Origin of the sequence: Aureimonas sp. Leaf427 (assembly GCF_001425485.1) — a bacterium.
Taxonomy (GTDB): domain Bacteria; phylum Pseudomonadota; class Alphaproteobacteria; order Rhizobiales; family Rhizobiaceae; genus Plantimonas.
Genome location: NZ_LMQW01000023.1, coordinates 28,607 through 44,888, shown reverse-complemented (window position 1 = coordinate 44,888; position 16,282 = coordinate 28,607). Strand labels below are relative to the sequence as shown.

Annotated in this window: 18 protein-coding genes, 1 tRNA gene and 1 other annotated feature; of the genes, 8 read left to right on the top strand and 11 right to left on the bottom strand. The window is 66.3% G+C overall.

The window, feature by feature from the left end; translation table 11 throughout:
* Positions 1-423: 423 nt before the first annotated feature.
* On the bottom strand, positions 424-918 hold the full coding sequence (locus ASG62_RS13555; protein WP_056691189.1) for a MucR family transcriptional regulator: 495 nt from the start codon (positions 916-918) through the stop codon (positions 424-426).
* Between the two features lie 260 nt (positions 919-1,178).
* On the opposite strand from ASG62_RS13555, the gene ASG62_RS13550 reads away from it, so the two are divergent.
* The 6 genes from ASG62_RS13550 to ASG62_RS13530 all read left to right on the top strand — a co-directional run bounded on the left by ASG62_RS13550 (position 1,179) and on the right by ASG62_RS13530 (position 5,461).
* The gene (locus ASG62_RS13550) at positions 1,179-2,093 is read left to right on the top strand and encodes an EamA family transporter (protein ID WP_056691186.1); all 915 of its coding nucleotides are present in this window, start codon (positions 1,179-1,181) and stop codon (positions 2,091-2,093) included.
* Between the two features lie 12 nt (positions 2,094-2,105).
* Positions 2,106-2,161: a sequence feature (sul1 is cis-regulatory element that is thought to sense ions involved in sulfur or methionine metabolism; They are found in Alphaproteobacteria), on the top strand.
* A gap of 69 nt (positions 2,162-2,230) precedes the next feature.
* Positions 2,231-3,709 (top strand): SulP family inorganic anion transporter, encoded by a 1,479-nt coding sequence (locus tag ASG62_RS13545; RefSeq protein WP_056691183.1) that lies wholly within the window; start codon positions 2,231-2,233, stop codon positions 3,707-3,709.
* 83 nt (positions 3,710-3,792) lie between these two features.
* Positions 3,793-4,002, top strand: coding sequence for a hypothetical protein (locus ASG62_RS26495; RefSeq protein ID WP_156382135.1), 210 nt, complete (start codon positions 3,793-3,795; stop codon positions 4,000-4,002).
* Positions 4,003-4,027: 25 nt separating this feature from the next.
* Positions 4,028-4,237, top strand: a complete 210-nt coding sequence (locus ASG62_RS13540) for a hypothetical protein (protein ID WP_056691181.1) — start codon at positions 4,028-4,030, stop codon at positions 4,235-4,237.
* 110 nt (positions 4,238-4,347) lie between these two features.
* The gene (locus ASG62_RS13535; RefSeq protein ID WP_082537065.1) at positions 4,348-4,524 is read left to right on the top strand and encodes a DUF2934 domain-containing protein; all 177 of its coding nucleotides are present in this window, start codon (positions 4,348-4,350) and stop codon (positions 4,522-4,524) included.
* Positions 4,525-4,660: 136 nt separating this feature from the next.
* Positions 4,661-5,461, top strand: coding sequence for a hypothetical protein (locus ASG62_RS13530; protein ID WP_156382134.1), 801 nt, complete (start codon positions 4,661-4,663; stop codon positions 5,459-5,461).
* Positions 5,462-5,467: 6 nt separating this feature from the next.
* On the opposite strand, the gene ASG62_RS13525 is transcribed toward ASG62_RS13530, so the two are convergent.
* Both ASG62_RS13525 and ASG62_RS13520 read right to left on the bottom strand, forming a co-directional pair.
* Entirely contained in the window at positions 5,468-5,683 is a 216-nt protein-coding gene (locus ASG62_RS13525; protein WP_056691173.1) for a hypothetical protein, read from the bottom strand.
* A gap of 188 nt (positions 5,684-5,871) precedes the next feature.
* The gene (locus tag ASG62_RS13520) at positions 5,872-6,276 is read right to left on the bottom strand and encodes a hypothetical protein (protein ID WP_056691169.1); all 405 of its coding nucleotides are present in this window, start codon (positions 6,274-6,276) and stop codon (positions 5,872-5,874) included.
* Positions 6,277-6,459: 183 nt separating this feature from the next.
* Between ASG62_RS13520 and ASG62_RS13515 the strand changes: the two genes are divergently transcribed.
* Positions 6,460-6,870 (top strand): DUF4864 domain-containing protein, encoded by a 411-nt coding sequence (locus ASG62_RS13515; RefSeq protein ID WP_056691167.1) that lies wholly within the window; start codon positions 6,460-6,462, stop codon positions 6,868-6,870.
* On the opposite strand, the gene tgt is transcribed toward ASG62_RS13515, so the two are convergent.
* The 8 genes from tgt to ASG62_RS13475 all read right to left on the bottom strand — a co-directional run bounded on the left by tgt (position 6,867) and on the right by ASG62_RS13475 (position 15,175).
* Entirely contained in the window at positions 6,867-7,997 is a 1,131-nt protein-coding gene (tgt, locus tag ASG62_RS13510) for a tRNA guanosine(34) transglycosylase Tgt (protein WP_056691164.1), read from the bottom strand. The genes ASG62_RS13515 and tgt overlap by 4 nt on opposite strands.
* Entirely contained in the window at positions 7,994-9,091 is a 1,098-nt protein-coding gene (queA, locus tag ASG62_RS13505) for a tRNA preQ1(34) S-adenosylmethionine ribosyltransferase-isomerase QueA (RefSeq protein ID WP_056691162.1), read from the bottom strand. The genes tgt and queA overlap by 4 nt, the downstream gene beginning before the upstream one ends.
* 74 nt (positions 9,092-9,165) lie before the next feature.
* Positions 9,166-9,636, bottom strand: coding sequence for a peptidylprolyl isomerase (locus ASG62_RS13500; RefSeq protein ID WP_056691156.1), 471 nt, complete (start codon positions 9,634-9,636; stop codon positions 9,166-9,168).
* 143 nt (positions 9,637-9,779) lie between these two features.
* A complete protein-coding gene (locus tag ASG62_RS13495) occupies positions 9,780-10,331 on the bottom strand; it encodes a peptidylprolyl isomerase (protein ID WP_056691153.1) in 552 nt (183 codons plus the stop codon).
* A gap of 52 nt (positions 10,332-10,383) precedes the next feature.
* Entirely contained in the window at positions 10,384-10,881 is a 498-nt protein-coding gene (gene coaD / locus ASG62_RS13490; RefSeq protein ID WP_056691149.1) for a pantetheine-phosphate adenylyltransferase, read from the bottom strand.
* Between the two features lie 366 nt (positions 10,882-11,247).
* Positions 11,248-13,947, bottom strand: a complete 2,700-nt coding sequence (gene gyrA, locus ASG62_RS13485; RefSeq protein WP_056692114.1) for a DNA gyrase subunit A — start codon at positions 13,945-13,947, stop codon at positions 11,248-11,250.
* Between the two features lie 283 nt (positions 13,948-14,230).
* Positions 14,231-14,707, bottom strand: a complete 477-nt coding sequence (locus ASG62_RS13480; RefSeq protein WP_056691146.1) for a heme-degrading domain-containing protein — start codon at positions 14,705-14,707, stop codon at positions 14,231-14,233.
* 383 nt (positions 14,708-15,090) lie between these two features.
* A tRNA-Leu gene (locus ASG62_RS13475) sits at positions 15,091-15,175 on the bottom strand.
* Positions 15,176-15,313: 138 nt separating this feature from the next.
* Between ASG62_RS13475 and lipB the strand changes: the two genes are divergently transcribed.
* Entirely contained in the window at positions 15,314-16,060 is a 747-nt protein-coding gene (lipB, locus tag ASG62_RS13470) for a lipoyl(octanoyl) transferase LipB (RefSeq protein WP_056692110.1), read from the top strand.
* Positions 16,061-16,282 lie beyond the last annotated feature (222 nt).

Below are 16,282 nucleotides of genomic sequence, written 5' to 3'. Positions count from 1 at the left end.
GTCCGCGGCTTTCGACGTCGTCGTCTTTCGGCGGACATGAAAAAAGCCGGAGTGCTGCCACCCCGGCTTCAACGGACACGATAGACCGGCGAGACCGCCGATCTTGTCGAGTGCCACCGGTCCGCGAAACACCCACCAGAACCGGCAGTCAAAACATCTTTAGCGGCGCGGAGCATATCTACATGCTCGCCTACGAGTACGATCGTCCCGAAACAATACGCGAAGCTTGTCCGCGACCGATACGAACGGTCTCGGGCCGCCGAGCATCTCGGTGGCGAGCGATCCTCCACTTCGGACGATCGCAACCGGCCACCATGGCGGCTCCGCCCATCGCCGTCAGCCGGCCGCAGCTTTCGCAGCGGCCGGGGCTCCAAGAGGGGTTACAGACCTCGCAGACCTTTCCGAAACCTCAGACGGCGGTTCTCAGACCGCGTCCTGTTCCTTCGCCTTGCGGGGACCGCGGCGCTTGGGCGCTTCGTCCTGGGCGACCGGGGTTTCGTCGGCCGGGGCCGCCTTGCGGCCAAGGCCCATCGTCTTGGCAAGCGCGGACCGTGCGGCGGCATAATTAGGAGCGACCATCGGATAGTCCGCCGGCAGCTTCCACTTGGCGCGGTAGGCTTCGGGCGTCAGATCGTAATGGGTCATCAGATGGCGCTTCAGCGACTTGAAGCTTTTGCCGTCCTCGAGACAGATGATGTAATCGTCCGTCACCGACTTCTTGACCGGAACGGCCGGCACCAGCGGCGGCGGCTCGACGGCCTTCGGCTCGACCGAGGTCAGGGACGTCAGGGCCTGGAAAACCGACTCGATCAGGGCTGGCAGGTTCGTGGAAGCAACATGGTTGTTCCCCACATAGGCTGCGACGATGGTCGCCGCGTGCTCGATGGGAACCGGCAATGTTTCAGCGTCAGATTTCATCTTGGTCTTCGATCCGCCATGGGTTGAGAGTTCATTTCATTCAGTATCACATCCTTACACCACTTCGACTGCGGCTTGGCAACGCATGACTACATCTTTTCTGAAATAGATGGGTTGTATCGACGCTATCGACAAGCATCCGGAAGAAGAGCCCGTTCGAAGAGCCAGACACACGCGAATCGACAACTCAAGGCGGAATTCCGACTATCCTCGATTGTCGGGACTTGGCAGGATCGCGACGATCTGGAACAAGCCGCGGCATGAACGCGGTCCTTCCAGTTCGCCATATGCTCCTCGCACTCGCCGTCGTCGCGGTCTGGGGCACGAATTTCGTCGTGATTCGCATTGGTCTGGACCATCTGCCGCCGCTTCTTTTCGGCGCGCTGCGGTTCTTTCTCGTCTGCCTGCCCGCCGTCTTCTTCGTCCCCCGCCCTGCGGTTTCCTTCGGCAACCTCGCGGCTTACGGCCTTCTGATCGGCTCGGGCCAGTTCAGCCTTCTCCTCATGGCGATGCGCAGCGAGATCTCGCCGGGGCTCGCCTCCCTCGTTCTGCAGATGCAGGTCTTCTTCACGATCGGCCTGTCCATCTGGCTGACGGGCGAGCGCGTCCGGCCGTTTCAGTGGTTCGCCCTGGCCCTCGCCGTCTCCGGCATCGTGGTGATCGCAGCGAACACGGACACGACGACGACCCCGCTCGGCCTCGTCATGGTGCTCTCGGCCGCCTTGTGCTGGGCCGGCGGCAACATGGCGGCGAAGAAGAGCGGCGTGACCAGCCTTCTCCCCTACATCGTCTGGGGCAGCCTCTTCTCCGCGCCGCCGCTTCTGGTCCTGTCCTTCCTCGTGGAAGGGTGGGACGCGATCGCGGGCGGCATCGCGAGAGCCGATCTGGCGACCTGGGCCGCGGTGGTCTGGCAGACGGTCGGAAACACGCTCTTCGGCTATGCCGTCTGGGGCTGGCTCCTGTCGCGCCATCCCGCCGCGACGATCACGCCGATGGCGCTGCTCGTGCCGGTCTTCGGCATGACGACCTCCGCGCTTCTTCTCGGCGAGCCGCTGCCCGGCTGGAAGATCGCCGCGGCCGTGCTGGTTCTTTCGGGCCTTGCCTTCGGCATCCTCTATCCCCGCTGGACGGGCCGCCGTGCCGCGGTTGCACTGCCGGGGCCGGACGGTCTATGAGGGACGCATTCGACAGGACCCGGTGAGATCCCGGGTGGCTCTTCCGGCCGCCGATCCGCCGGACAACGCAAATGACGAAGCCTCACCGAACCGCGGCCGCGAAGGCCGCCGGGCCGTCATGTCTTGCGGACCTCTCCATGACAATCTCGTCCACGATCCGCCGCGACTGGGTCTCGAACCTGCGCGGCGATATTCTATCCGGCATGGTCGTCGCCATGGCGCTCATTCCCGAAGCGATCGGCTTCTCGGTCATCGCCGGCGTCGATCCGAAGGTCGGCCTCTACGCCTCCGTCGTCATCGCCTGCGTCATCGCCTTCGTCGGCGGCCGCCCCGCCATGATCTCGGCCGCGACGGCGGCGACCGCCGTCCTGATGACCGATCTCGTGCGCGATCACGGCATCCAGTATCTCTTCGCGGCGACGATCCTGATGGGGATCGTCCAGATCCTCGCCGGCATCCTGAAGCTCGGGCGCCTCATGCGCTTCGTCTCCCAGTCGGTGATGACGGGCTTCGTCAACGCGCTGGCGATCCTGATCTTCGCCGCGCAGTTGCCCGAGCTGATCAATGTTCCCCCTGCCACCTACGCCCTGATCGCCGGTGGCCTCGTCATCATCTACGGCCTGCCCCGCATCACCAAGGTCGTGCCCTCGCCGCTCGTCGCGATCGCGGTTCTGACGACACTCGTCTGGGCGCTAGGCATAGATGTGCGGACCGTGTCGGATCTCGGCGAGCTTCCCTCCGCGCTGCCGACGCTCGGACTGCCCGACGTGCCCTACACGTTCGAGACGCTGCGCATTCTCCTCCCCGTCGCCCTCACGCTCGCCGCGGTCGGCCTTCTGGAATCGCTCCTGACGGCGCAGATCGTCGACGACATGACGGATACGCCGAGCAACAAGAGCCGCGAATGCGTCGGCCAGGGCGTCGCCAACATGGCCTCGGCCGCCTTCGGCGGCATGGGCGGCTGCGCGATGATCGGCCAGTCGGTGATCAACGTCTCCTCCGGCGGGCGCGGACGGCTTTCGACGCTCGTCGCCGGCGCCTTCCTTCTCGTCCTCCTCGTCGCGCTTCAGGATCTTCTGGCGGTCGTGCCGGTCGCGGCGCTGACGGCCGTGATGATCATGGTGTCGGTCAACACCTTCTCCTGGTCCTCTCTCGTCAAGCTGCGCTCGAATCCCGTCGCCTCCTCGGCGGTGATGCTGGCGACGGTCGCCACGACGGTCGCGACGGCCGACCTCGCCAAAGGCGTCCTCGTCGGCGTCCTCCTTTCCGGCGTCTTCTTCGCGGGCAAGGTGGCGCGGCTCAGCCGCGTTTCCTCCAGCCTCTCGGCGGACGGGCGCACGCGAACCTACCGCGTCGAGGGCCAGGTCTTCTTCGCATCGGCCGGGACCTTCGCCGACGCGATCGACGTCACCGAGCCGGTGGACCATCTCGTCATCGATGTCGGCGCGGCCCATTTCTGGGATATCTCGGCGATCGGAGCGCTGGATCGCGTGGTGATGAAGGCGCGGCGCAACGGGCGGACCGTCGAAGTCTCCGGCCTGAACGAGGCGAGCGCCACCATGGTCGAGCGCTTCGCCGCCCACGACAAGGACGGCGCGACGCTTCCGCTGCACTGAGCTGCAAAGGCTCGGCCGACGGGAACGATGTCCCCGGCCTTCGCCTTGTCTCCCGATACCGGAGCGTATCGGGAGACCTGATCATGAGCGGACATCGAAGCCCAGCCGGAGATCCGAAGACCGCAGCGTCCGACGGTGCCGTGCCGGACGTCACGGACGCGCCGGCCGACATCGGCGACACGTCCGATCTGGCGGAGGCCGAACGCCTCGAAGAGGACCGCGCGCGCCGGCAGGCCGCCGATCAGCCCGACCTGCCCGACCGCGCCTTCGACCGCATCACGCCGCAGGTCTGAACTCCGTCAGCGAGAGGAAGACGACATGTCGAACATCGAGCCGAACATCATCGATCCCACCGGCATTCCGCCGTCCCCCGATGTCATCGTCCCGGAGATCGATCCCGAGGACGGCGGCGTGGGCGACGACTCCATCCGCGAACCCGACGGGGACCATCCGGCGATCGAGCCGGACCCCGAAGAGGCCAATCGGGGCCTGCCGCCGATCCGGCGGGCGGACACAACCCACAGCTGACATTATTTTGCTGGCAAAGGGTCCCTGCGTTCATTTTTCGCGTCTCGTTTCGCGCAGTACTAGAAAATTAATTGTAATGGATGATGTTTCCGATTGAAGGAGACAACGACATGACGAAGCCGGATCGCGATGAAGAGGTCAGGGACCGCGCCTATCTTCTCTGGGAAGAAGCGGGCCGTCCGAGCGGGCGCGAGCACGAATTCTGGGCTCAGGCGTCGCGTGAGATCGAGGGCGTGGATGCCCCGGAGCAGGGTCCCGAGCGTCGTGGACGAAGCGTCGCCCGTTGAGGGCGACGATCTGCGATCGACAGCGATCCGCGTTCACGCTGTGAACGAGAGGCCAGCGTGAACGAATTGTCAAAACGACTCGTCGAATAGTTCCCATCCAGGGTCGCCAGTGCGATCCAGACGGGAGATGCGGTTCATGGCGAAGGCGACAAAGCGCAGGAGTCCCCCGAAGCGGAAGGCCCCGGCCCGATCCGTTTCCGGTCTCGCGCTCTCGGGATGGATCGTCGCGGCAGGCTTCGGCGCCGCATGGGCCGGACCGCAGTTCGGCCTCTGGTCCGACGACGTCTTCGACCGCGTCCCCTCTCTGCAGCAACTCCGCCAGATGGCGTCGCGGGAGGACAGCGCCCCCCCGCGGCGGGCCGACGTGCCGCCCCGCGTTCCGCCCGTTTTGCCCGAGAAGGTGGAAACCCGCACCGCGTCGCCTCCTGCAGCCACCGCGACCGCCGCGCCGAAGAAGCCGCTTCTGCCGCCGATCAAGGCCGACACGATCTCCGAGATCGTACGCAAGGCCGAGGCGAAGCCCAGCTTGGCGATTCCAAAGCCTCAGGTGAGAACCGCTCCGGCGGGAGCGGAGCCGGCCCTTCTGCCGCCGCCTCCCGTACCCGCCGCCATTCCCTTCACGACCGCCGCCATTCGCAAGGACGTACCCGCCCGCGCGCCGACCGCGCGTCCCGGCGACATGGCGATCCGGCGGTATCCGTTCACGACGGCACCGGCGGTCGCCTATGTCGGCGATCTCCGGACCATTCGTATTCTCGGCGGCGAAGGGGATTGGAAGAAGGTGGAAGTGTCCGCGACCGGCGTCGTCGGATGGCTTCGACTGCAGCGCCTTGGCGCCGCTCGAGCCCCGGATGCGAGCGGGAGGCGGGATACTGCCACCGCGCCCGTTCCCGCCGAGACGCTTCTGCGAGAAGCCGACGCGGCGGGGACACGCTGAGGCAGCTTAGCGGATCTGGGCACCGTCCGCGGACGGCGTTGCCGACACCATCTGCGTCGCCTCGGGTGCATTGCGTTCGGCAACCCAGTGGCCATGCTCCGAAGGCGCGTCGATCGCACCAAAGGTCATCGCAGCGATAAAGGCGATGGCGGCCCCGGCGCCCGCATAGGCGACGATGCTGGAGCGGTCGAAAATGCGTGTCGTACGAGTCGCTGTGGGCATCGCATGTCTCCCGTTCATCCGATGTTCATCTCTTGAACGAACGGCAAATGGCGGCGGAAGGTTGCGTGCGACATGGTCGCCGAATGCGGGAGGCTCTGGTTCACGATGGCCGGCCGGTCGCGGTGAAGCGAAACCGGCCAACCTTTTGATCGGAAAGCCCCTCACGCTTTCTCCAGAAAGCTCCCTGATCAGTCGCAGCGCGGATCGTCGTAGCCGACATCGGCGCAGTAGCGGCTGCGATCGGACCGGCTGTAGGTGTTGCGATCGTAATAGGGGTCGCGATCGTAGCGGTTCTGGCGCGGCGAATAGCGGGGATCGCGATAGCCGGGCTCCCGGTAGTCGTCGCGGCTCGAATAGCGTGGCCCGCCGCTGACGACGACCGTGCTCCGATAGGACGGCGCCGTGCGGTAGACCGGGCCGGTGCGATAGGATGGCGCGGCCTGATAGACCGGCGCGGCTCGATAGCCGCGGGACCCGACCGGGCCTTCGTTGACGAGACGCGATTCCACATAGCCGGGACCGCCCGCATCGACGCAGCCCGAGAGCGTGGCGAGGGCGAGGCCCAGCGTCAGGAAGATCGGTGTTCTGCTCATCGCTGCTACTCCTCCAGAAACAATTTCTTCTTGACACAACTAGGGCCCGCGCAGCGGGCGCCCATGCCGCGTCCCATAAGCTTTCGTGACGGGATCACGCAGGATTGAAGCCTACCGGAATGGCGGCGCGACGGCGATGGGCGGAAGCTTCGGTTCTCGAAGATCGAAAGGAGTTTCCGCCCGATGCGTCTTCCCGCGACCGCCGCCTTCGCCCTCTCGCTCCTCTACGCTCTGCCGGTCCAGGCCGACGACTCGTCTGACATCAAGGCGGTCGTCGCCGCCCAGCTCGAAGCCTTCAAGCGCAACGACGGCGTCGCCGCCTATTCCTACGCCGCGCCGAACATCCGGCAGATGTTTCCCAGCGCGCAGATGTTCATGACGATGGTCGAAGGCGGCTATGCGCCGGTCTTCCGCTCATCCAACGCCGTCTTCGGCGAGATGAAGGAGGAAGGCGCCAGTTTCCGCCAGGAGGTCTTCCTGACCGATCCGAACGGACAGAGCCACATCGCGAGCTACACGCTGGAGCGTCAGCCGGACGGATCGCTGAAGATCACCGGATGCTCGATCCGCAAGGGCAACGACATCTCTGCTTAGAGCGGAGGCAGATCGCCGCGCGCCCAGCTGTCCTGCACCTCGGTCGAATGGTCGTCGAAGCGCCCGGCCTCGATGGCGCCGCGCATGCCGGCCATGAGGCTCTGGTAGTAGGCGAGGTTGTTCCAGGTCAGCAGCATCGCCGCGAGCAGCTCGTCGGAGCGGACGAGGTGGTGGAGATAGGCGCGGGTGTAGTCCCGCGAGGCCGGGCAGTCGCTCTCCTCGTCGAGCGGCCGATGGTCGTCGGCGTGGCGCGCGTTCTTGAGATTGATGCGGCCGAAACGGGTGAAGGCGAGCCCGTGGCGCCCGGCCCGCGTCGGCATGACGCAGTCGAACATGTCGATGCCGAGCGCGACCGATTTCAGGAGGTCGTCGGGCGTGCCGACGCCCATGAGATAGCGCGGCTTCTCGACCGGCAGGGCAGGCAACGTCTCGCCGAGGATCTGCAGCATGACCGCCTGCGGCTCGCCGACGGCCAGACCGCCGACCGAATAGCCCTTGAGATCCATCGCCGCCAGCCGCTCGGCCGACCGCACGCGCAGGTCCGGCTGGTCGCCTCCCTGCACGATGCCGAACATGGCCTTGCCCTTCTGCTCGCCGAAGGCCTTCGCCGAGCGCTCGGCCCAGCGCAGCGAAAGCTCCATGGCGCGCTCGACCTCCGCGCGCTCGGCCGGCAGCCGAATGCACTCGTCGAGCTGCATCTGGATGTCGCTGTCGAGCAGGCCCTGGATCTCGATCGAACGCTCCGGCGTCAGCGAATGCGCGGCACCGTCGACATGGGAGCGGAAGGTGACGCCCTTTTCGTCCAGCTTGCGAAGGTTCGCGAGCGACATGACCTGGAACCCGCCGGAATCGGTCAGGATCGGATGCGGCCAGCGCGCGAATTCATGAAGCCCGCCCAGCCGCGCGACGCGCTCGGCGCCCGGCCGCAGCATCAGGTGGTAGACATTGCCGAGAATAACGTCCGCCCCGAGCGCGCGAACCTGATCGGGATACATGGCCTTGACCGTGCCCGCCGTGCCGACCGGCATGAAGGCCGGCGTGCGGATCGTGCCTCGCGGCATGGTGATCTCGCCGCGCCGGGCAAGGCCGTCCGTCGCCAGAACCTTGAATGCGAAGCTCTCGCTCATCGGCTCGGCTCCGCCCGGTCGAGAAGGCAGGCGTCCCCGTAGGAATAGAAGCGATAGCCCGTGTCGATCGCGTGTCGGTAGGCGGCCTTCATGCGCTCCGTCCCGGAAAAGGCGCAGACGAGCATGAAGAGCGTCGAGCGCGGCAGATGGAAATTGGTCATGAGGCGGTCGACCACGCGAAACCGGTAGCCCGGCGTGATGAAGATATCCGTCGCATCCCGATAGGGCTGCAGCACCCCGTCTTCGCCGGCCGCGCTTTCGAGAAGCCGCAGCGAGGTCGTGCCCACCGCGACGATGCGCCCGCCGGCCCGGCGCACGGCGTTGATCGTCTCGGCGGTCTCGGCGTCCAGCGTGCCGATCTCGGCATGCATCCGGTGCTCCTCCGTCGTCTCCGCCTTCACTGGCAGAAACGTGCCGGCCCCGACATGAAGCGTCACGAAGGCCGTGCCGACGCCCTTCGCCTCGATGGCGGCGATAAGGTCCGGTGTCCAGTGCAGGCCGGCGGTCGGCGCGGCGACGGCGCCTTCCTCCCGCGCATAGATCGTCTGATAGTCCGCCCGGTCCTGCGCATCCTGCGGCCGCTTCGAGGCGATGTAGGGCGGCAGCGGGATCGACCCGGCGGCGGCGATCGCCTCGTCGAGCGCGGGCCCAGCCAGATCGAAGAGGAGCGTCACCTCTCCGGCCTCGCCCTTTTCCTCGACCGTCGCATCGAGCACGCCCTGAAGACAGGCGCCGCCCGTATGGCCGAAGGCGATGCGGTCTCCGGCGGCGACACGCTTCGCCGGCCGGACGAAGGCCTTCCAGCGCTCCGGCGAAATGCGCATGTGGAGCGTCGCGTCGATCCTCGCGGTGCCTTCGCCCGGCGCGTTGTTCGGCCGGATCCTCAGCCCCTGCAGCTGCGCGGGAATGACCTTGGTGTCGTTGAAGACGAGGAGATCGCCCGGCGAAAGCTCGGCCACGAGATCGGCGACATGGAGATCGCCGAAGCCGGCGTCGGGACCGACGCGGAGCAGGCGCGCGGCCTCGCGCGGAACGACGGGCCGCAGCGCGATCCGCTCCTCCGGCAGCTCGAAATCGAAATCGTCGACCCGCATCGCGACCACCCCATCATGAAACCGCCCGGCCGTTGCGGGCCGGGCGGACATATCCTCGTTCGACGAACGGTCGCTCAGAGATCAGCGGCGACGCGCAGCGTGGTGATCTTGTCGGGGTCGCGAACGGGCTCACCCTTCTTGATCTTGTCGACGACGTCCATGCCCTCGATGACCTCGCCCCAGACCGAATACTGCTTGTCCAGCCAGGGTGCGCGCTCGAAACAGATGAAGAACTGCGAGTTGGCCGAGTTCGGGTTGCCCGTGCGCGCGGCCGAGACCGTGCCGCGCTTGTGCGGCTCGGCGGAGAACTCGGCCTTGAGGTCCGGCTTGTCGGAGCCGCCGGCACCGGTGCCCGTCGGGTCGCCCGTCTGGGCCATGAAGCCGTCGATCACGCGGTGGAAGACGACGCCGTCGTAGAAGGACTCGCGGGCGAGCTCCTTGATGCGGGCGACGTGGTTCGGCGCCAGATCCGGCCGCAGCTTGATGACGACCGTGCCCTTCGTGGTTTCCAGGACGAGCGTGTCTTCGGGATTCTCGTAGGCCAAGTCAGCCTCCTCTGATCGGGAATGGACGGCCGAGCCGCCCGGTACGAAAAACGGTCCTGCCTCCCGGCGGACCGTCGCGATGGCCTGCACATGGACGATCGGGCCCCGGGAAACAAGACCGGAGCCCGAAAACCAGCTGGATGTCAGGAAGCGCCGTCCTTGATGACGACCTTCACCATCTTGTCGGGGTTCTTCACCTCGCCGTTCGCGGCCGAGTCGCCCTTCTTGATCTTGTCGACCACGTCCATGCCCTTCACGACGTCGCCGACGACCGTGTACTGGCCGTCGAGGAAGTCGCCGTCGGCAAGCATGATGAAGAACTGCGAGTTGGCCGAGTTCGGATCGGACGAGCGCGCCATGCCGATCGTCCCGCGGTCGAAGGTCTCCTTGGAGAACTCGGCCTTCAGGTCGGGCAGGTCGGAGCCGCCCATGCCGGTGCCGGTCGGATCGCCGGTCTGGGCCATGAAGCCGTCGATCACGCGGTGGAAGACGACGCCGTCGTAAAAGCCCTTCTTGGCGAGCGCCTCGATCTGCTTGACGTGATTGGGAGCGAGGTCCGGGCGGAGCGCGATCTCGATGTCGCCGTCCTTGGTCGTGATCACCATCGTGTCGGCCGCCTCGGCCGCCGCGAGCGATCCGGCGAGAGCGGATGCACCGATGAAGGCCGCGAGGGCGAAGCGTTTCAGGGCAATCATGAAGATCTCCGAAGAAGACGGGGGTGGCCGTTGCCAGGTCCCGGGCGGGGCCTCAAGCCTGGGCCAGACGCTCGCGAAGAGCCTTCGCGACGCCGGGTGGAACGAAGGGCGAGACATCCCCGCCCATGGCCGCGATCTGGCGAACCAATGTGGCGGTTATGGGCCTGACCGCGGGGCTCGACGGCAGAAACAGCGTGACGATGCCGGGCTCGAGCGTGCCGTTCATGCCGGCCATCTGCATCTCGTAGTCGAGATCGGTGCCGTCGCGCAGGCCGCGCACGAGCGCCGATGCCCCCTCCCGCTTCGCGGCCGCTACGACCAGGCCCTCGAAGGCGATGACCCGAACCTCGCAGCCGCTGGATGCGACGAGCCCTTCGGTCTCCTCCCGGATCATGCGCGCCCGTTCGTCGAAGTCGAAGAGCGGCACCTTGCCGGGATGAATGCCGATCGCGACCGTGACGCGGTCGAACAGCGCCATGGCCTGGCGCAGGATATCGCGGTGCCCGAGCGTCATCGGATCGAACGAGCCGGGATAGAGGGCGATGCGCATGTCGTCCGCTCCGACGTTTCAGGCTGAGAGACTTACCCTTGCGGAAGAGAGTTCGCCTCCCGTCCGTTCGGCAGAGTTTATGGAATCGCAAGATATTTGAGCGCAGCCTGGAACGAAGAAACCGCTAGGCGATTGATATGGCAACACTTGGAGACGCTTCTATGATGATTCTAGCGCTGTCCCTTGCCATGGTCGCCGGCCTCGTGACGGCAACGGCAGTAACGCTTCACGCGGAAGCCGAAGCATCCCGCGTGCGGGTCGTGGCAAAGAAAAGCCGCATCATGCACTGACCATTTCGACGGCGTACTGCGCTATCGAAACCGTCCACGAGCCCCGTCCGCACCTGCAGGCGGGGCTTTCTCATGTCTACTCGTCCGCGTTGCCGGTCGAGTCGGGCGCGGGTCCTTCGGGACTGTCGACCTCGATCTCCTCGGCGCCTTGATCCGGAATGCGCTCCACGGAAACGACCCGTTCGCCGCCGGCCGTCTTGAAGATCGTCACGCCCTTCGTCGCGCGGCTCGCCATGCGGATGCCCTCGACCGGCACGCGGATCATCTGACCGCGATCGGAGATCAACAGGATCTGGTCGCCGGTCTCCACGGGGAAGCCCGCGACGAGCTGGCCGATTTCGGACGCCCGCGAAATATCCGTTGCCCGAATACCCTTGCCGCCTCGGCCGCTGACGCGGAAGTCGTAGGACGAGGAGCGCTTGCCGTAACCGTATTCGGAGAGCGTCAGGACGAACTCCTCGTTGGCGCTGAGATAGCCGTAGCGCTCGACGTCGAGCGCGACGCTCTCCCCGCTCGCAGCATCCTCGTCCACCGCGACGTCCTCGACGGCCTCTCCCTCGACGGCTCGGCTTCGGCGAATGTATTCGGACCGCTCCGCCGGCGTCGCATCCACATGGCGCAGGATCGCCATCGAGATCAGCTTGTCGTCGGCTCCGAGCGCCATGCCGCGCACGCCGACCGAGTTTCGGCCGGCAAAGACGCGCACGTCGGTCGCGGGGAAGCGGATGCAGAGGCCGGAGGACGCGACGAGCAGCACGTCGTCGCTCTCGCTGCAGGTGGCGACGGCGAGAATCTCATCCTCCGCCTCCTCCAGCTTCATCGCGATCTTGCCGTTGCGGTTTACCTGCAGGAAGTCGGCGAGCTTGTTGCGGCGGACCGTGCCCTTGGTGGTCGCGAACATGACGTTCAGCTCGGCGGCCTGCGCCTCGTCGTTCGGCAGCGGCATGATCGAGGTGATCCGCTCGCCCTTCTCCAGCGGCAGGAGATTGACCAGCGCCTTGCCGCGCGACTGCGGCGTCGCCAGCGGGAGGCGCCAGACCTTCTCCTTGTAGACGATACCGCGCGAGGAGAAGAACAGGATCGGCGTGTGCGTGTTGGCCACGAACAGGCGCGTCACCGAATCCTCGTCGTCCTTCAGGCTCATGCCCGAGCGGCCCTTGCCGCCCCGGCGCTGCGCCCGATAAGTGCCGAGCGGAACGCGCTTGATGTAGCCGCCATGGCTGACGGTGACGACCATGTCCTCGCGAGGAATCAGGTCCTCGTCGTCCATGTCGGCCGCGCCCTCGACGAGCTCGGTCCGGCGCGGCGTCGCGAACTCGTCCTTCACCGCGGCCAGCTCGGCCTTGATGATCTCGCGGACGCGGATTCGCGAGGAGAGAATGTCGAGATAGTCGGCGATCTCGACGCCGATCTTGTTCAGCTCGTCGGCGATTTCGTCGCGCCCGAGCGCCGTGAGGCGCTGAAGGCGGAGATCGAGGATCGCGCGGGCCTGCACTTCGGACAGGCGATAGGTACCGGCCTCGCTGATGCGATGGCGCGGGTCGTCGATGAGCCGGATCAGCGGCGCGACGTCCTTGGCCTCCCATTCGCGCTCCATCAGCTGGTCGCGCGCGGTCTGCGGGTCCGGCGCCTGCCGGATGAGCTTGATGATCTCGTCGATATTGGCGACGGCGATGGCTAGGCCGACGAGGACGTGGGCCCGCTCGCGCGCCTTGCGCAGGAGATACTTGGTGCGCCGGTTGATCACCTCCTCGCGGAAGGCGATGAAGGCGCCCAGCATGTCGAGCAGCGTCAGCTGTTCAGGCTTGCCGCCGTTCAGCGCCACCATATTGGCGCCGAACGAGGTCTGGAGCGGCGTCAGGCGATAGAGCTGGTTGAGCACGACGTCGGACTGCGCGTCGCGCTTCAGCTCGACGACGACGCGATAGCCGTCGCGATCGCTCTCGTCGCGGATGTCGGAGACGCCCTCGACGCGCTTGTCGCGCACGAGCTCGGCCATCTTCTCGATCATCGAGGCCTTGTTCACCTGATAGGGAACCTCGGTGACGACGATCGCTTCGCGATCTCCTCGCATCGGCTCGACATGCACCTTGCCGCGCATGAGGATCGATCCGCGACCGGTCGAGTAGGCGCTGAGAATGCCGGCGCGTCCGAGCACGATCGCGCCCGTCGGGAAGTCCGGCCCGGGCACGAACTCCATCATCTCCTCCAGCGTGATCGCCGGATTGTCGACCATGGCGATGCAGCCGTCGACGATCTCGCCGAGATTGTGCGGCGGGATGTTGGTCGCCATGCCGACGGCGATGCCGCCGGAGCCGTTGACGAGGAGGTTCGGAAAGCGCGCGGGAAGCACGACCGGCTCCATCTCGCGGCCGTCGTAGTTCTCCTGGAAGTTCACCGTCTCCTTGTCGATGTCAGCGAGAATCGCGTCGGACACCTTCTGGAGACGGGCTTCGGTGTAGCGCATGGCCGCCGGCGGATCGCCGTCGATCGAGCCGAAATTGCCCTGTCCGTTGATCAGCGGCGCGCGAAGCGACCAGTCCTGCGCCATGCGCACGAGGGCATCGTAGATCGATGCGTCGCCATGCGGGTGGAACTTGCCCATGACCTCGCCGACGACGCCGGCCGACTTGCGGAAAGGCCGGTTCCAGACGAGGCCCATCTCGTGCATCGCATAGAGCACGCGCCGGTGAACCGGCTTCAGTCCGTCGCGCACGTCGGGAAGCGCACGGCTGACGATCACGCTCATCGCGTAATCGAGATAGGAGCGCTGCATCTCCTCGACGATCGAAATGGTTTCGATGCCGCGCGAGCGCTCCGGCGGCGGTGTGCCGATATCGTCGTCTGCCAAAGAAGGACCCTGAAAGTTCCAAAACCGTTGCCCGTGTATAGTCGCCAAGGGCAGCGCGAGCAAATCCGGACGACGCCGAGCGCCCGTATTTCACCGTTCGATTTCAGACGGTTACATGAAAGCGCAAAGAAGTTCGCCCGAAAGCCTCGATTCGGTGGCGCACGGACGACGCTTTTCTACCGGAATCGCTGCCCCCGAAGCCTCAGAATCACGTCGGCTGCGGGCCGATCAGGCTGCGCATCGCCTCCACGACGAGCCGGTGATCCCGAACGTCGGGCAGACCGCTGACCACCACCGCGCCGACGCAGCCGGTTCCCTCGATCAGAATCGGCACCCCGCCGCCGCTCGCGACATAGTCGGCCTCAGCGAGCCCATAGCGCTGGGCGAGCGGAACGCCCTTCGCCTCGCAGAGAAGGCGCATGGCGAGGGAGGAGCGGTGGAAGCGCATGACGGTGTTCCGCTTGCGGCGAATCCATTCCGCATTGTCCGGCGTCGCGCCCGGCAGCGCGGAGACGAAGAGCACATGGCCGGCCAGACTGATCTCGATCGCAATGACGAGGCCGTCCCGCTTGGCGCGATCGTGAATCCAGCTGCCGAGCCGCCAAGCCGTGTCGGCATCGAAGGCCGGCCACCGCAATTGGCTCTCCTCGAGCGCCACGTCCTCCAGCACCGGCTGATCCGTCATCCGAGCATCCCGCGATTCGTGACTCGAAGCATCGTTGGCGAGCAGCCACCCCGAGGGCTGCGCCCGCTCCCGACTGAACCGCCGAACGCAGCGACTCGCAAGCGCCCCAATGCTTCGGATGAAGCATGGCGAGTCCATGGGAGGATGAGCTGAAATTCGATGCGTCGGGCGGCCCGTAGAGCCGACGGTGAGGCTCTGCGTCCTGCAGACCCGCTGGCGTCAAAGGCCGGGCGCGCACCACAATCATCCGGCGGCACAGCGCAAAGAGCACCGGCCGAACGAAGACAAGCACGTCAATGGGAGAGAAGTTGAACACCGCGCCCTGGTAGAAGGCGTGGGTTTCAGAGAAGATCCAAAGATGAACCCAGCCTCTGAAACAAGGCTGGTGCGGTCGAGAAGACTCGAACTTCCACGGGTTGCCCCACAGCGACCTCAACGCTGCGCGTCTACCAATTCCGCCACGACCGCACGCCGTGTGCCGGTCTCTCTCGACCGGTGGCGGCGATGTAACAAGACTTCTCGAAGCGCACAAGCCCTTTCGACCACGCAAAACGAACTCGGCGCATAAAGCTTTCGCCGCGCGTGCCGGCGGCCTACATCGGAACCATGTCTAACGCCCCTGCCCCCACGCCGTCGCCGCCACGCCTGTCGGTCCGTGCCGAGACCTTCCTGCCCGGCGAGGAATCGCCGCCCGTGGCCTGGACGATCCTGCCGGGGCTGACGCCCTATGACGAAGCGGTGGCCTTGATGGAGCGGACGGTCGGCGAGATCGCGGACGGCATCGCGCCGGAGCGCGTGCTCCTCGTCGAACACCCGCCGCTCTATACGGCCGGCACCAGCGCGCGGCCGGAGGATCTGGTGGATGCGTCGCGCTTTCCCGTCCATGCGAGCGGGCGCGGCGGCGAATACACCTATCACGGGCCCGGCCAGCGCGTGGCCTACGTCCTGCTCGACCTCAAGCGCCGGCGGCCGGACGTGCGCGCCTTCGTGGCGGCGCTCGAAGCCTGGATCATCGGCACGCTCGACGAGATGCAGGTGCGCGGCGAGCGGCGGGAGGACCGTGTCGGCGTCTGGGTTCGACGCCCGGATCGTCCCGCGCTGCCGGACGGCTCGCCCGCCGAGGACAAGATCGCCGCCATCGGCATCCGCCTACGCCGCTGGGTTACGTTCCATGGCGTGAGCCTCAACGTCGATCCCGATCTCGGCCATTTCTCGGGCATCGTCCCGTGCGGAATCAGCGCCTATGGCGTCACCAGCCTCGTCGATCTCGGCATTCCCGTCTCCATGCCGGAGGTCGACACGATGCTGCGCGAGCGATTCGAGGCGATCTTCGGCAAGACGATCGACGACTGAAGCCTTTGGGACCAGGGCGTTACGGGACTTAGGTGAAGCGGGCTCTGAGCCATCGGGCGGACGCCTGCCATCCCACGATGAGCGGTGTGGCTCGGCCGGGACGGACTGCATCGTCGGCCTCTCGCCCGCCGGTCCCGCCCCGCGCTTTCCGCGCCGGCAGGCGCCGCGAAAGACGCAGGCGTGACGCCTGGACGGCTTGCGGGCCGGCGCGAAGGATGGAAA

What these genes read in the sequence shown, in the direction of transcription:
- ASG62_RS13480 (WP_056691146.1), bottom strand. Translation starts at nt 14,707, where the DNA reads ATGACGGATCAGCCGGTGCTGGAGGACGTGGCGCTCGAGGAGAGCCAA.
- ASG62_RS13545 (WP_056691183.1), top strand. Translation starts at nt 2,231, where the DNA reads ATGACAATCTCGTCCACGATCCGCCGCGACTGGGTCTCGAACCTGCGC.
- coaD (WP_056691149.1), bottom strand. Translation starts at nt 10,881, where the DNA reads ATGCGCATCGCCCTCTATCCCGGCTCGTTCGATCCGATGACGCTCGGG.
- tgt (WP_056691164.1), bottom strand. Translation starts at nt 7,997, where the DNA reads ATGAGCGAGAGCTTCGCATTCAAGGTTCTGGCGACGGACGGCCTTGCC.
- ASG62_RS13540 (WP_056691181.1), top strand. Translation starts at nt 4,028, where the DNA reads ATGTCGAACATCGAGCCGAACATCATCGATCCCACCGGCATTCCGCCG.
- ASG62_RS13495 (WP_056691153.1), bottom strand. Translation starts at nt 10,331, where the DNA reads ATGATTGCCCTGAAACGCTTCGCCCTCGCGGCCTTCATCGGTGCATCC.
- ASG62_RS13550 (WP_056691186.1), top strand. Translation starts at nt 1,179, where the DNA reads ATGAACGCGGTCCTTCCAGTTCGCCATATGCTCCTCGCACTCGCCGTC.
- gyrA (WP_056692114.1), bottom strand. Translation starts at nt 13,947, where the DNA reads ATGCAGCGCTCCTATCTCGATTACGCGATGAGCGTGATCGTCAGCCGT.
- ASG62_RS13530 (WP_156382134.1), top strand. Translation starts at nt 4,661, where the DNA reads ATGGCGAAGGCGACAAAGCGCAGGAGTCCCCCGAAGCGGAAGGCCCCG.
- lipB (WP_056692110.1), top strand. Translation starts at nt 15,314, where the DNA reads ATGTCTAACGCCCCTGCCCCCACGCCGTCGCCGCCACGCCTGTCGGTC.
- ASG62_RS13520 (WP_056691169.1), bottom strand. Translation starts at nt 6,276, where the DNA reads ATGAGCAGAACACCGATCTTCCTGACGCTGGGCCTCGCCCTCGCCACG.
- ASG62_RS13555 (WP_056691189.1), bottom strand. Translation starts at nt 918, where the DNA reads ATGAAATCTGACGCTGAAACATTGCCGGTTCCCATCGAGCACGCGGCG.
- ASG62_RS26495 (WP_156382135.1), top strand. Translation starts at nt 3,793, where the DNA reads ATGAGCGGACATCGAAGCCCAGCCGGAGATCCGAAGACCGCAGCGTCC.
- ASG62_RS13515 (WP_056691167.1), top strand. Translation starts at nt 6,460, where the DNA reads ATGCGTCTTCCCGCGACCGCCGCCTTCGCCCTCTCGCTCCTCTACGCT.
- queA (WP_056691162.1), bottom strand. Translation starts at nt 9,091, where the DNA reads ATGCGGGTCGACGATTTCGATTTCGAGCTGCCGGAGGAGCGGATCGCG.
- ASG62_RS13535 (WP_082537065.1), top strand. Translation starts at nt 4,348, where the DNA reads ATGACGAAGCCGGATCGCGATGAAGAGGTCAGGGACCGCGCCTATCTT.
- ASG62_RS13525 (WP_056691173.1), bottom strand. Translation starts at nt 5,683, where the DNA reads ATGCCCACAGCGACTCGTACGACACGCATTTTCGACCGCTCCAGCATC.